General features: G+C 72.4%; 11 protein-coding genes. 8 read left to right on the forward strand and 3 right to left on the reverse strand.

Annotated features, from left to right (window positions below):
* The first annotated feature begins 142 nt into the window (after nt 1-142).
* The 6 genes from lpdA (at nt 143) to OG410_RS12945 (ending at nt 9,499) form a co-directional block, all read left to right on the forward strand.
* On the forward strand, nt 143-1,531 hold the full coding sequence (lpdA, locus tag OG410_RS12920; RefSeq protein ID WP_329299264.1) for a dihydrolipoyl dehydrogenase: 1,389 nt from the start codon (nt 143-145) through the stop codon (nt 1,529-1,531).
* 148 nt (nt 1,532-1,679) lie between these two features.
* Nucleotides 1,680-3,518, forward strand: a complete 1,839-nt coding sequence (gene sucB, locus OG410_RS12925; RefSeq protein WP_329299265.1) for a 2-oxoglutarate dehydrogenase, E2 component, dihydrolipoamide succinyltransferase — start codon at nt 1,680-1,682, stop codon at nt 3,516-3,518.
* A gap of 477 nt (nt 3,519-3,995) precedes the next feature.
* A complete protein-coding gene (locus tag OG410_RS12930; RefSeq protein WP_328453254.1) occupies nt 3,996-4,619 on the forward strand; it encodes a GntR family transcriptional regulator in 624 nt (207 codons plus the stop codon).
* Between the two features lie 295 nt (nt 4,620-4,914).
* A complete protein-coding gene (gene aceE, locus OG410_RS12935) occupies nt 4,915-7,614 on the forward strand; it encodes a pyruvate dehydrogenase (acetyl-transferring), homodimeric type (protein WP_329299266.1) in 2,700 nt (899 codons plus the stop codon).
* 173 nt (nt 7,615-7,787) lie between these two features.
* On the forward strand, nt 7,788-8,759 hold the full coding sequence (locus tag OG410_RS12940) for a helix-turn-helix transcriptional regulator (RefSeq protein ID WP_329299267.1): 972 nt from the start codon (nt 7,788-7,790) through the stop codon (nt 8,757-8,759).
* A gap of 218 nt (nt 8,760-8,977) precedes the next feature.
* Nucleotides 8,978-9,499: a DUF4240 domain-containing protein gene (locus OG410_RS12945; protein WP_329304105.1), complete on the forward strand. Its 522-nt coding sequence runs from the start codon at nt 8,978-8,980 to the stop codon at nt 9,497-9,499.
* Between the two features lie 21 nt (nt 9,500-9,520).
* Here the strand turns inward: OG410_RS12945 and OG410_RS12950 are convergent, their stop codons facing one another.
* Both OG410_RS12950 and OG410_RS12955 read right to left on the reverse strand, forming a co-directional pair.
* The gene (locus tag OG410_RS12950) at nt 9,521-9,757 is read right to left on the reverse strand and encodes a hypothetical protein (RefSeq protein WP_329304106.1); all 237 of its coding nucleotides are present in this window, start codon (nt 9,755-9,757) and stop codon (nt 9,521-9,523) included.
* Nucleotides 9,758-9,962: 205 nt separating this feature from the next.
* A complete protein-coding gene (locus OG410_RS12955) occupies nt 9,963-10,727 on the reverse strand; it encodes a peptidoglycan recognition protein family protein (protein ID WP_443063741.1) in 765 nt (254 codons plus the stop codon).
* A 356-nt stretch (nt 10,728-11,083) separates the two neighbouring features.
* On the opposite strand from OG410_RS12955, the gene OG410_RS12960 reads away from it, so the two are divergent.
* Nucleotides 11,084-12,268 (forward strand): MarP family serine protease, encoded by a 1,185-nt coding sequence (locus OG410_RS12960; protein ID WP_329299269.1) that lies wholly within the window; start codon nt 11,084-11,086, stop codon nt 12,266-12,268.
* A 41-nt stretch (nt 12,269-12,309) separates the two neighbouring features.
* Here OG410_RS12960 and OG410_RS12965 read toward each other — a convergent pair whose 3' ends face one another.
* Nucleotides 12,310-12,801: a GNAT family N-acetyltransferase gene (locus OG410_RS12965; RefSeq protein ID WP_329299270.1), complete on the reverse strand. Its 492-nt coding sequence runs from the start codon at nt 12,799-12,801 to the stop codon at nt 12,310-12,312.
* Nucleotides 12,802-12,871: 70 nt separating this feature from the next.
* Here OG410_RS12965 and OG410_RS12970 point away from each other — a divergent pair, with 70 nt between their 5' ends.
* Nucleotides 12,872-13,789 (forward strand): TIGR01777 family oxidoreductase, encoded by a 918-nt coding sequence (locus OG410_RS12970; protein WP_329299271.1) that lies wholly within the window; start codon nt 12,872-12,874, stop codon nt 13,787-13,789.
* Nucleotides 13,790-14,022: the final 233 nt, after the last annotated feature.

A 14,022-nucleotide genomic window follows, 5' to 3' on the forward strand; every position in this document is an offset into this window, starting at 1 on the left:
GCGAAGATGGGTTCTCGGCAGGACAGGGCCCCCACCACAGGGCCGTAGAAAGAGCGGCCGGACACCAGCCGACCGACCGGTCAACCGCCCGTAAGGGACAAAGGTGCCCGGCGTAACGGCGCACATGCATGGAGGACGTGACGTGGCGAACGACGCCAGCACCGTTTTCGACCTAGTGATCCTCGGCGGCGGTAGCGGCGGTTACGCCGCGGCGCTGCGCGGAGCGCAGTTGGGCCTGGACGTCGCCCTGATCGAGAAGGACAAGGTCGGCGGTACCTGCCTGCACCGTGGGTGCATCCCCACGAAGGCCCTGCTGCACGCGGGCGAGATCGCCGACCAGGCCCGCGAGAGCGCGCAGTTCGGCGTCAAGGCCACCTTCGAGGGCATCGACGTACCCGCCGTCCACAAGTACAAGGACGGCGTCGTCTCCGGCCTGTACAAGGGTCTGCAGGGTCTCATCGCGTCCCGCAAGGTGACGTACATCGAGGGTGAGGGCCGTCTGTCCTCCCCGACCTCCGTCGACGTGAACGGGCAGCGCGTCCAGGGCCGCCACGTGCTCCTCGCGACCGGCTCCGTGCCGAAGTCGCTGCCGGGCCTGGAGATCGACGGCAACCGCATCATCTCCTCGGACCACGCGCTCGTCCTGGACCGCGTGCCGCAGTCCGCGATCATCCTGGGCGGCGGCGTCATCGGCGTCGAGTTCGCCTCGGCGTGGAAGTCCTTCGGTGCCGAGGTGACCGTCATCGAGGGCCTCAAGCACCTCGTCCCGGTCGAGGACGAGAACTCCTCCAAGCTTCTCGAGCGCGCGTTCCGCAAGCGGGGCATCAAGTTCAACCTGGGCACCTTCTTCTCGAAGGCCGAGTACACCCAGAACGGTGTCAAGGTCACCCTCGCCGACGGCAAGGAGTTCGAGGCCGAGGTCCTGCTCGTCGCCGTCGGCCGCGGCCCGGTCTCGGCCGGTCTCGGCTACGAGGAGCAGGGCGTCGCGATGGACCGCGGCTACGTCCTGGTCGACGAGTACATGCGCACGAACGTCCCGACCATCTCCGCCGTCGGCGACCTCGTCCCGACGCTCCAGCTCGCCCACGTCGGCTTCGCCGAGGGCATGCTGGTCGCGGAGCGGCTGGCCGGTCTGAAGACCGTCCCGATCGACTACGACGGCGTGCCGCGCGTGACGTACTGCCACCCCGAGGTCGCCTCCGTCGGCATCACCGAGGCCAAGGCCAAGGAGATCTACGGCGCGGACAAGGTCGTCGCCCTGAAGTACAGCCTCGCGGGCAACGGCAAGAGCAAGATCCTCAACACCTCGGGCGAGATCAAGCTCGTCCAGGTGAAGGACGGTGCCGTGGTCGGCGTCCACATGGTCGGCGACCGCATGGGCGAGCAGGTCGGCGAGGCCCAGCTGATCTACAACTGGGAAGCGCTGCCCGCCGAGGTCGCCCAGCTCATCCACGCCCACCCGACGCAGAACGAGGCGCTCGGCGAGGCCCACCTCGCGCTCGCGGGCAAGCCGCTGCACGCGCACGACTGATCGGCCCGGCCGGGGGGACTCCCCGGCCACCGGCCGTCCCCAGTCACCGCGTCGAGCAGGGCTCGACGACGACCACAGACTTCCGCACTTCCCCGAGCTCTCGATCCCGGTCGGGCAGGGGAGACCCCAATAAGGAGCAACAGAAACCATGCCGGTTTCCGTAACCCTTCCGGCACTCGGTGAGAGCGTCACCGAGGGCACTGTCACCCGCTGGCTGAAGGCCGAGGGCGAGCGCGTCGAGGCCGACGAGCCGCTGCTGGAGGTGTCGACGGACAAGGTCGACACCGAGATCCCCTCCCCCGCCGCCGGCATCCTGGCGTCCATCAAGGTCGCCGAGGACGAGACCGTCGAGGTCGGCGCCGAGCTGGCCGTCATCGACGACGGCACGGGCGCGCCCGCCGCCGCCCCCGCTCCCGCCGCCGCCGAGGCCCCGGCCGCCGCTCCGGCCGCCCCTGCCCCGGTCGCCGAGGCCCCCGCGGCCCCGGCCCCGGCCGCTCCCGCCGCCGCGCCCGCCGCTCCGGCCGGTGGCGCCTCCGGTACCGACGTCGTGCTGCCCGCGCTGGGCGAGTCGGTCACCGAGGGCACCGTCACCCGCTGGCTGAAGCAGGTCGGCGAGGAGGTCGCGGAGGACGAGCCCCTGCTCGAGGTCTCCACGGACAAGGTCGACACCGAGATCCCCGCGCCGGTCGCCGGCGTACTGCTGGAGATCGTCGTCGGCGAGGACGAGACCGCTGAGGTCGGCGCGAAGCTGGCCGTCATCGGCGCTCCGGGCGCGGCTCCGGCCGCTGCCGCCCCGGCCGCCCCCGCCGCCCCCGCCGCGGCTCCGGCCGCTCCGGCGCCGGCTCCGGCTGCTCCGGCCCCGGCCCCGGCTGCTCCGGCCCCGGCCCCGGCTGCTCCGGCCCCGGCCCCGGCTGCTCCGGCCGCCCCGGCCGCCGCCGCCCCGGCTCCGGTCCAGCCGGCCGCTCCGGCCGCGCCCGCCGCCCCGGCCCCCGCGCCGGTGGCCGCGCCCGCCCCCGTCACCCCTGCTCCGGCGCCCGCCGCGACCACCGGTGACGACGGCGCGTACGTGACCCCGCTGGTGCGCAAGCTCGCCGCCGAGAACGGCGTCGACCTGGCCGCCGTCAAGGGCACCGGCGTCGGCGGCCGCATCCGCAAGCAGGACGTCGTCGCCGCCGCCGAGGCCGCGAAGGCCGCCGCCAAGGCTCAGGCTCCGGCCGCCGCCCCGGCCGCCGCCGCCAAGAAGGCGCCGGCCCTGGAGGTCTCCCCGCTGCGCGGCCAGACCGTCAAGATGACCCGCATCCGCAAGGTCATCGGCGACAACATGGTGAAGGCCCTGCACGAGCAGGCGCAGCTGTCCTCGGTCGTCGAGGTCGACATCACCAAGCTGATGAGGCTCCGCGCGCAGGCGAAGGACTCCTTCGCGGCCCGCGAGGGCGTCAAGCTCTCCCCGATGCCGTTCTTCGTGAAGGCCGCGGCCCAGGCGCTGAAGGCCCACCCGGCCGTCAACGCCCGGATCAACGTGGACGAGGGCACGATCACCTACTTCGACACCGAGAACATCGGTATCGCGGTGGACTCGGAGAAGGGCCTGATGACCCCGGTCATCAAGCGCGCGGGCGACCTGAACATCGCCGGTATCTCGAAGGCGACCGCCGACCTGGCGGGCAAGGTCCGGGCGAACAAGATCACCCCGGACGAGCTGTCCGGCGCGACCTTCACCATCTCCAACACCGGCTCGCGCGGCGCGCTCTTCGACACGATCATCGTGCCGCCGAACCAGGTCGCGATCCTGGGCATCGGCGCCACGGTCAAGCGTCCGGCCGTCATCGAGACGGAAGAGGGCACCGTCATCGGTGTCCGCGACATGACCTACCTGACGCTGTCCTACGACCACCGTCTGGTGGACGGCGCCGACGCCGCCCGCTACCTGACCGCGGTCAAGGCGATCCTGGAAGCGGGCGAGTTCGAGGTCGAGCTCGGCCTGTAACCCGCACCGCTCGCACGCGGCACGCCGACACGGCACCCCCGTCCGGACTTCCGGGCGGGGGTGCCGTGTTTCCTGCGGGACTTCCGGGGCGGGGGCGGGGACTTCCGGGGCGGCGGTGCCGTGTCCCCCCGCCCCTGTCTCCGCGCGGAGGTGCCGCGTTCCTCGCCCCTGTCTCCGCGCGGAGGTGCCGCGTTCCCCGCCCCGGATCTCCGGGCGGAGGTGCAGTGTTTCCCCGGGGCCGGGTTCCCGCGGCCGCCGTTCTTCCGCCGGGGCCCGCGTCCGACGATCACATCGACGGCACGAATCCGGACTTCACCCGGTACGAGACCCTACGGACGGGAACACTCCCACAGCGTGTAAGCCTCGTCTCACCTGCGGGAAAGCGCCGCCATGCGCCCCTCACCGACCGAGCCACGGCCTTATTGTCTAAAGGTCAAACGCCCTCGGGGTCCCGCCACCCCTGTCAAAGGAGCCTTCATGACCGCGCCCGTCGTCCACTCGCTGCGCGAACAGATCCGCGAGCACATCGTGGAGGGGATCGTCAGCGGGCGCTGGAAGCCGGGCGAGCGGATCGTGGAGCGGCGGATCGCCACCGAGCTGGAGGTCAGCCAGACCCCGGTGCGCGAGGCACTGCGCGAGCTGGAGTCACTGCGGCTGATCGAGTCGGCGCCGAACAAGGGCGTGCGGGTACGGAACCTGACGGCCGCCGACCTGGAGGAGAGCTACCCCGTACGAGCCGGTCTGGAGGCCATCGCGGCGGAGCTGGCGGCCGGCCGGCTGGCGGAGGACTGCTCGGCCCTCGAACCCCATGTGACGGCGCTGTACGAGGCCGACCGGCTGGCCGACGGGACCGGCCAGGTGCGGCACACCGTGGGGTTCCACCGCGAGCTGGTCCGGGCGGCCGGGAACTCCGTCCTCCTGCACACCTGGGAGGGCCTGGGCATCGAGGTCTTCACGGCCCTGTCCATCCGCTGGCTCGGGACCGTGCAGCAGTCGTACGCGGAGGAGCACGAGGCCCTCGTGGACGCCTTCCGGCGGCGCGATCCGCTGATCGCCGAGCTCGTGAAGGCCCACGTCCTCGGCTGCGCCCCGCGCCCCTGAGAGAAGCGCCGACGACATCGGCGCAGGGGAGCACACCCGCGCTCAACCGTGCTCCCACCTGCGAAAACCGTCGATTTTCACGGCACCCGGTGCCTGTCTCCAAGGCACCCCGTGCCGACTTTCCGATCTGAAGAGGATTTCCCCCGGAATCCTTTGATCGATCATCGATCAGGGGGTTACAGTCCTCGACGGGCTCCCACAAGAGCCCATCGCCCTGTCCTGCCATAGACCAAGGGCACCCCCGAACACCCCTTGCCGATGAGGGAACCCCCCTCCGCATCCGGAAGGCGGCGCAATGACCGACCCCACCGCAATCCAGCCGAGCGAGCTCGACCAGCTCCCGGACCGCGACCCCGAGGAGACCGCCGAATGGCAGGCCTCCCTGGACGCCGTCACCCAGGCGGCCGGGCCGCACCGTGCCGCGTACCTGATGCGCCGCACGCTGGAGCGCGCCGAGGGCAACGGTCTCGCGCTGCCCAAGCTGCTCGAGACCGACTACGTCAACACCATCCCCACCGCCGCCGAGCCCACCGTGGACGGCGACGAGGCGATGGAAGCCAGGATCACCGCGTGGAACCGCTGGAACGCGGCCGCGATGGTGACCCGGGGCGCGAAGCACGGCGTCGGCGGCCACATCGCCACCTTCGCCTCCGCGGCCTGGCTCTACGAGACCGGCTTCAACCACTTCTTCAAGGGCAAGGAGGGTGACGGCTCCGGCGACCAGCTCTATATCCAGGGCCACGCCTCTCCCGGCATCTACGCCCGCGCCTTCCTCGACGGACGCCTGACCGAGCACCACCTGGACAACTTCCGCCAGGAGGCGGGCGGCAACGGTCTCCCGTCGTACCCGCACCCGCGCCGGCTGCCCTGGCTGTGGGAGTTCCCGACCGTCTCCATGGGCCTCGGCCCGCTGTCGGCGATCTACCAGGCGCGCTTCAACCGCTACCTGACGAACCGCAACATCAAGGACGTCTCCGCGTCCCACGTGTGGGCGTTCCTCGGTGACGGCGAGATGGACGAGCCGGAGTCGACGGCGGCACTCGCGCTCGCCTCCCGCGAGGGTCTGGACAACCTGACCTTCGTCATCAACTGCAACCTGCAGCGCCTCGACGGCCCGGTCCGCGCGAACTTCAAGATCGTGCAGGAGCTGGAGGCCCAGTTCCGCGGCGCCGGCTGGAACGTCGTGAAGTCGCTGTGGGGCAACGCCTGGGACGAGCTGTTCCAGCTCGACACCACGGGCGCGCTCGTCCGCCGCCTGCGCCAGGTGCCCGACGCGCAGGTGCAGACGTACCAGACCCGCGACGCCGCCTACATCCGCCAGGACTTCTTCGGCGCCGACCCGGCGCTCGTCGAGATGGCGAAGCTGCTGAGCGACGACAAGATCTTCGAGTGCTTCCACCTCTCCCGCGGCGGGCACGAGGCGCGCAAGGTGTACGCGGCCTACCGCGCCGCCCTCGCCCACAAGGGCGCGCCGACGGTGATCCTGGCCCAGACGGTCAAGGGCCACACCCTCGGTGACGGCTTCGCGTCGAAGAACGCCAACCACCAGATGAAGAAGCTGTCGACGGACGAGTTCAAGCAGATGCGTGATCTGCTCGAACTGCCGATCTCCGACAGCCGGTTCGTCGACGGTGTGGTGCCCTACGGCCACCCGGGCGCCGACTCCCCCGAGGTCCGTTACCTCCAGGAGCGCCGGGCGGCCCTCGGCGGCCCGGCCCCGGCCCGCCGCACGCACGCGCTGGCCCCGCTGCCGGCCCCCGCCGACAAGACGTTCGCGTCCTTCGACAAGGGCTCCGGCACGCAGAACCTGGCGACGACGATGGCGTTCGTCCGCCTGGTCAAGGATCTGGTCCGCGACAAGCAGACCGGCCGGCGCTGGGTGCCGATCGTCCCGGACGAGGCCCGTACCTTCGGTATGGAGTCGCTGTTCCCGTCGCTGGGCATCTACTCGCCCAAGGGCCAGACGTACGAGCCGGTCGACCGCGACCAGCTGATGTACTACAAGGAGGCCAAGGACGGCCAGATCCTCAACGAGGGGATCACCGAGGCCGGTTCCATGGCGGACTTCATCGCCGCGTCCACCGCGTACTCCACGCACGGCGAAGCGATGATCCCCTTCTACATCTTCTACTCGATGTTCGGCTGGCAGCGCACGGCCGACCAGATGTGGCAGCTCGGCGACCAGCTCGGCCGCGGCTTCCTGGTCGGCGCGACGGCGGGCCGTACGACCCTGACCGGTGAGGGCCTGCAGCACGCGGACGGCCACTCCCCCGTCATCGCGGCGACCAACCCGGCCGCGCTGTCCTACGACCCGGCGTTCGCGTACGAGATCGCGGCGATCGTCAAGGACGGTCTGCGCCGGATGTACGGCGAGGCGGCCCCGGGCGAGGACCAGGACGTCTTCTACTACCTGACCGTCTACAACGAGCCGATGCCGCAGCCCGCCAAGCCGGCCGGTGTCGACGAGGGCATCCTCAAGGGCCTGTACCGCTTCAACACGGCGGAGTCGGCGGGCCTGAACGTGGCCGCGGCGAACGCCCCGCGCATCCAGCTGCTCGGCTCCGGTACGGCCATCCACTGGACCCTGGAGGCCCAGCGGCTGCTCGCCGAGGAGTGGGGCGTGGCCGCCGACGTGTGGTCCGCGACCTCCTGGACCGAGCTGCGCCGTGACGCGCTGGAGGCCGACGCGGCCCTGCTGCGTGGCGAGGAGCGGGTGCCGTTCGTCCGCCAGGCGCTGCAGGGCGCCGAGGGCCCGGTGCTCGCGGTCTCCGACTACATGCGCCAGGTCCCGGACCAGATCGCGCAGTGGGTCGAGCAGGACTGGTCCTCGCTCGGTGCCGACGGCTTCGGTCTCTCGGACACGCGTGTGGCGGCCCGCCGTCACTTCGGCGTGGACGCCCAGTCGATCGTCGTCGCCGCGCTGGCGCAGCTCGCCCGCCGCGGCGAGGTCAAGGCGTCGGCGGTGAAGGAGGCCCGGGAGCGCTACGGCCTGTAGGGCCTGTCTGGCAATTCCCGTCTGCTGACAATTCCCGTCTGCCCGGGAGCTGAACACGGAGAAGGGGTACGGCGGTCGCCGTACCCCTTCTCGCTTTCCCGGTTCCTTCCGCCGGACCCCGCCGGGTGGGCGCCCGTCCCGTCGTTGTCGGTGGTGCCCGGCATCATGAGGACATGCGTGCCGCTCGTCTGATCAAGATGGTGCTGTTGCTCCAGACCCGCGCGTCGATGACCGCCGCCGAGCTGGCGCGGGAGCTGGAGGTGTCCGAGCGCACGGTCGCCCGGGACGCGCAGGCACTGTCCGAGGCGGGAATTCCGGTCTACGCGGACCGGGGCCGGGCCGGCGGCTACCGCCTGGTCGGCGGGTACCGCACACGGCTGACGGGACTCGCGCGGAGCGAGGCGGAGGCACTGTTCCTGAGCGGGGTGCCGGGGGCGCTGCGCGACATGGGCCTTCAGGACACGGCGTCGGCGGCCCGGCTGAAGGTGTCGGCGGCACTGACGCCCTCCGCGCAAGGCGCCTCGCGATCGGCGGCGCAGCGCTTCCATCTGGACGCGCCCGCCTGGTTCAGCGAGCCGCGGACGCCCGAGCTGCTGCCCGCGCTCGCGGACGCGGTGTGGGACGACCGCCCGGTCCTCGCGCGCTACCGGCGCCGCGGGTCGGAGGCGGAGCGGACCCTCGAACCGTACGGGCTCGTCCTGAAGGCGGGGCTCTGGTACCTGTGCGCGCGGGTGCCGGACGCGGAGGCCTTCCGCGTGTACAGGATCGACCGGTTCACCGCCGTCGACCCCGGCGCGGAGCGGTTCCGGCGGGACGAGGGCTTCGATCTGCCGGCGTTCTGGGAGGAGCGGGCCGAGGAGTTCGCCCGGTCCGTCCTGCGGTCCGAGGCCGTCGTACGGCTGTCCCCGGAGGGCGTACGACTGCTGCCGTACGCTCTCGATCCCACGTCGGCGAAGGAGGGACTCGCCGCCTCCGGCACCCCGGACGGGCGGGGCTGGGTGACCCTCACCCTGCCGGTCGAGTCCGAGGAGGTCGCCCGTATACAGCTGCGGGGCCTCGGGCCCGAGGTGGAGGTGCTTGCTCCGGAGGCCCTGCGGAAGCGCTGCGCCGAGGACGCGGCCGCGGCGGCGGCGTTCTACCGGTGACACGGGCCGGTCGGCCGTGCTCCGCTGGTGATCGCGGGCCGATCGGTGGTGCCGCGCCGGTGATCGCGGGCCCAGGGCGCGCGGCCTGGGGAATCGTTCGCCTCCGCCCGCTTGAAATCCGTATGAACCCGGCGGTTTTACCTTCGGCATGTGCATGCATAACAATCTGCGCCGCTCCACGTGCGTCCCTCCCGCCCAGGCCCGATGCTGGACCCGTGATGGACGAGACGGAGTTCTGGCAGCTGGTGGACACGACCCGCGAGACTGCCGAGGGAGACCCCGAGGAACAGGCGGATCTGCTCGTCGAGCGGCTCGTCCAGCTGGACCCGGACTCCGTCCTGGACTTCTCCCGGCACTTCGAGTCCCGCTACAACCGCGCGTACCGCTGGGATCTGTGGGGCGCGGCCTGGGTGCTGCTCGACGGGGCCAGCGACGACGCGTTCGACTTCTTCCGGTGCTGGCTGATCGGCCAGGGCCGGGAGGTCTTCGAGGGGGCGATGCACGACCCCGACACGCTCGCCGAGCTCCTGGACGACTTCGACGAGGAGATCGACGGCGACGGCGAGGAGCTGGGGTACGCGGCCGACGAGGCCTACGAGCAGCTGACCGGTGCCGTCGCCCCCTCACTCGGCATCCCGGCCGCCCCCGCCGAGCCCGAGGGAGCCCCGCTCGAGTTCGAGAACGAGTCCGTCATCGCGGGACGCTATCCCAAACTGTGGGAGCGTTTCAGGGAGGACTGACGGGCCGGCCGGACCGGGGTGTCAGGGCGTGCCCGTGCGGCTCCGGGGTACGGCCGGCAGGCGCGTCCGGTCCGCGGGGATGTACGCCTGCGGGCCGTCGGCTCGCGCCGTGTGGTGCTGCGGGGCCGCGTTGGCCTGGTCCAGCGCGGACGCCGTCACCGCCGCCGGGCCCAGGACGACCGTGGCCACGGCGCACACCACCGCCCACGGCCCCCGCGCCGCCGTCGTCCGGCCAGTGGACGGCTCCACGGCCCGTATGTCCTGTCCGCCCCCGGTGCGCCCCGCGTGCGCCCCGCTCCCCGTCCGACTGATCCTCATGATCCCCGCCTCCGGTCAGCGCGTACGACGCCGTGCGGCGCCGTACGTGGACGGTAGGGCGCCCGGCTCTGGGGACTCTGTGAGCCGCCGGGGGTGTTCCTGTGACTGACGGGGGTGTTCCTGTGACTGATGTGGAGCCGGGCGCTCAGCGGCCCTGGATGCGGGCCGCTCGGTCGCGGATCTCGGGGAGGCGGGCGCTGAGGGCGGCGCCCGGACAGCTCGTCATGAAGGCGGCGTCGTGGCCGGAGACGGTGGAGAGCACGGTGGCGGTGCCCGCGGCGTAACGGCTGAGGCTGTTGCTGGAGACGAGGCGGACGGTGCCCCGGGGGTCCACGCCGCTGAGCCCGAGCTTCCAGGCCACGAGACGGGCGATCGCGTCGGTCATCGCCTTCGGCACCGGTGATCCGGCCGTGAAGGTGCCGATCGCGGCGATCCCGGCGGAGCGGTGGTTGAAGCCCTGCGTGTGCGCCCCGGTGACGGGCCGGTCGATCCCGCCCGCGCGGCCCTCGTAGATCGTGCCGCAGCGGTCGACGAGGAAGTTGTAGCCGATGTCGTCCCAGTCCTTGGCGCCCGTCTGGCCCGCGTACACGTCACGGATGACGCGGGGCACGTCGGCGCAGTCGTAGTCGCTCGGCGAATCGGTGTGGTGGATGAAGACCGCCACGACGCGGTCGTCGTAGCGGGGCGGCGGCTGCTCGCGGGTGCTCACGGCGTCCAGCCACGCCGTCCGCGGCACGATGGGCGGCCTGGCGACGGGACGGGGAACGGTGATCCGGGCCGCGACCGGGGGCGGGGCGGCGCCGCGGGCCGCCGAGCGGTCCACCCCGGCCGCGCACATCACCAGCGCCAGGACGGCGAGCAGGCCCGGCACGCACCCGAGGGCGACGAGGACCGGTTTCGGCAGCCCCACCGGCGCATGCCGGCGCACACGGGGTGGCAGAGGCACCCAGGGGGCTCGCGCCACGCCGCGGGTGAGCCTCTCGGACGCCCCGGGCCCCGGGCGTCCGTGCCGCCCGTGCCGGGAAGCCCGCTCCCCGCTCCGTATTCGAGGTCCCCGCGGCTTCCGGAAGACACGCATGGAGCCACCCTGACCCGGATCCTCGCGGGCCGCGATGTGTGGTGTGCCACCTGGTGGAACCATCGAGCGTGTCCGGGACGTTTCTACAGGTCCACGGGTGTGTGGCCGTTTCCGCGGCACCGAACGCGCGTGGCTGATCACTGGGCCCGCCCGACGCGTACTAAGGGGCCCTAGAGAAAGGCGGCTCCGTGGATGTTCTCGACCTCCTGCTGATGCTGGTCATCCTGGTCTACGCGGCGTCCGGGTACCGTCGCGGCCTGGTGGCCGGCTGTGTCTCCCTGGCCGGCTTCGTGGGTGGCGCCGTCATCGGCGTATGGGTGCTGCCGTGGATGATGGAGCTGGTCACGGCGGGGACACCGGCGGCGACGGTCACGGCGGTCCTCACGGTGCTGGTGCCCGCCGTGGTGGGCCACGAGCTGGCCGGGCGGCTGGCGCTGAAGCTGCGCCGCGAGCTGGACCAGGGGCCGCTGCGGGTGGCCGACGGGATCGGCGGAGCCGCGGCGAACACCCTGGCCGTGCTGCTGGTGGCCTGGGTGGCGGCGAGCGTCCTGGGCGCGTCCTCCTCGACGGTCGTCACGCAGTCGATCCGCAACTCGGCGCTGCTGGGCGCCGTGCAGAACACGATGCCGGAGACCACGCCGGCCTGGTTCTCGCGCGCGACCTCGGCACTCACGGAGGCGGGCTTCCCCCAGGTCTTCAACCCGTTCGAGAACGAACCGGCGGCCGGTGTCGCCAAGCCCTCCGGGGACAGTGTCACGCCGTCCGCGACGAACGCCGCCAAGCTGAGCACCGTGAAGGTCGAGGGCGTCTCGGGCAACCAGGGCCGGGAGGGCAGCGGCTTCGTCTACGCCCCGCACCGGGTGATGACCAACGCGCACGTGGTGGCGGGCATCGACCGGCCGACCGTGCGGGTGGGCGGGGTCGGCCGCCCGTACCAGGCGCGGGTGGTCCTCTTCGATCCGCAGAAGGACGTCGCCGTCCTGTACGTGCCGGCTCTCCGGGCCCCGGTCCTCCACTTCGACGGGGTCGCCTCGCGCGGGGACTCCGCCGTGGTCGCGGGCTACCCGCAGGACGGCGGCCTCGACCTCCAGGCGGCCACCGTCGCGGGCCGCATCAACGCGACGGGCCAGAACATCTACAACTCCGGCACGGTCACCCGCGAGATCTACTCGATCCGCTCGACCGTCCGGCCCGGCAACTCCGGCGGTCCGCTCCTGACCACCGACGGCGAGGTGTACGGCGTGGTCTTCGCCCGTTCGACCTCGGACGACGAGACCGGCTACGTCCTGACGGCGCACGAGGTCGCGAGCGACGCCAAGAAGGCCGCGCACGCCACCGCACGGGTGGACACGGGCGACCTCGTCACCTCCTGAGCGAACACCTCACGGAACACGGTCCCGAAGGGGAGAGCCGGTCAGAGCGGGCGTCCCATCATGACGTCGTCCACGTAGGCGCCGTCCAGCAGGAACTCCCCGGGCAGGATCCCCTCGACGACGAACCCCTCGGACTCGTAGAGAGCGCGCGCCGGGGTGTTGTGGCCGAGCACGCGCAGGGTGATGCGCCGGGCGCCCTGGCGGCGGGCCTCCTCGCGCGCCGCCCGCAGCAGCGCGCGGCCCACCCCGGCGCCGCGGGCCTCGTCGGCGACGGCCAGTCCGAGGATCTGCCGGACGTGCGCGTTGCAGGCCAGCCGGGTCGGGAAGCCCAGCCGGATGTACCCCACGAGACGGCCGTCGAGCTCGGCGACGACATGGTCCCGGGGACCGAACCGCTCGCTGTAGAAGGGCTCGTACGGCGGCCGGGGGCGCGGCATGACCGCGTGCAGCGTGGACCAGGTGTCGCGGTCGATCCGGCCGAGCGCGTCCTCGTCGTCCAGGGTGGCGGGGCGTATCCGCGGAGCAGCTGACATACCGGTCACTGTACGGCCGCCGCGCTGCGGCCTTCCGTGAAGTCCTGGGTGGCGGGGGCAGGATGGACCCATGAGCGACTCACCGCTGTCCCCGGGTTCCCGCATCGTGATCGCCGGCGCGTCCGGCCTGATCGGCTCCGCGCTGGCACGCTCCCTGAGCGCCGAGGGGCACGAGGTGGTCCGGCTCGTACGCCGTGAGCCGCGTTCGCCGGACGAGATCCGGTGGGATCCGCAGCGGCAGCGGATCGACGCGGTGGGGCTCATCGGCTGTGCCGCCGTGGTCAATCTGGCGGGGGCGCCGGTGGCGGGGCGGCCCTGGACGCGTGCGTACAAGCGGATGATCCGGGACAGCCGGGTGCTCGGGACGGTGACGCTCGCGGAGGCGGTGGCCTCGCTCGACGAACCGCCGCGGGTCTTCGTCAACGGGAGCGCGATCGGGTTCTACGGCGACACGGACGGCCGCGCGGTGGACGAGTCCGCGCCGCCCGGGGACGGGTTCCTGCCGTCCGTCTGTGTGGAGTGGGAGGAGGCGACCGCTCCCGCGCAGGAGGCGGGGGTGCGCACGGTGCTTCCCAGGACCGGGCTCGTGGTGGCCCGCGAGGGCGGGGCCTGGGCACGGCTGATTCCGCTGTTCAAGGCGGGTGCCGGGGGGCGGATGGGGAACGGGCGCCAGTACTGGAGCTATATCGCGCTGCACGACGAGGTGGCCGCGATCCGGCATCTCATCGACACGGAGTCGCTGTCCGGGCCGGTGAACCTGACCGCCCCCGACCCGCTCACCAACGGCGAGATCACCGAGGCCATGGGCCGGGTCCTGCACCGCCCGACCCTGCTGACCGCGCCCGCCCCGCTGCTGCGCCTCGCCCTCGGCGACATGGCCGAGGACGTCCTGGGCAGCCAGCGCGTCCTGCCCGCCCGCCTCCTGGAATCGGGCTTCACCTTCGCGTTCCCCTCGATCGACGGAGCCCTGCGGGCGGCCCTCGGCTGAGGAACGCCGCCCGGGGAGGCGAGGACTCCCGGCGCCCGGACGGACGAGTGGGCCCGAGGCTCGTGGGCCCGCCCGGACGGGTTCGGCCACCCCCGCCGGGCGGGTACATGCACCCCCCATGCTCCCGTGCCCGGCCGCCGCGCGGCTTCCGCCGCGCGGCCGAACCTCGCACCCTCGATCCGAACCGGGGCATTCCAGAAGCGTGTTGGGGGCATGACGTCCCCACCGGCCGC

Source organism: Streptomyces sp. NBC_00659 (assembly GCF_036226925.1).
Classification (GTDB): domain Bacteria; phylum Actinomycetota; class Actinomycetes; order Streptomycetales; family Streptomycetaceae; genus Streptomyces.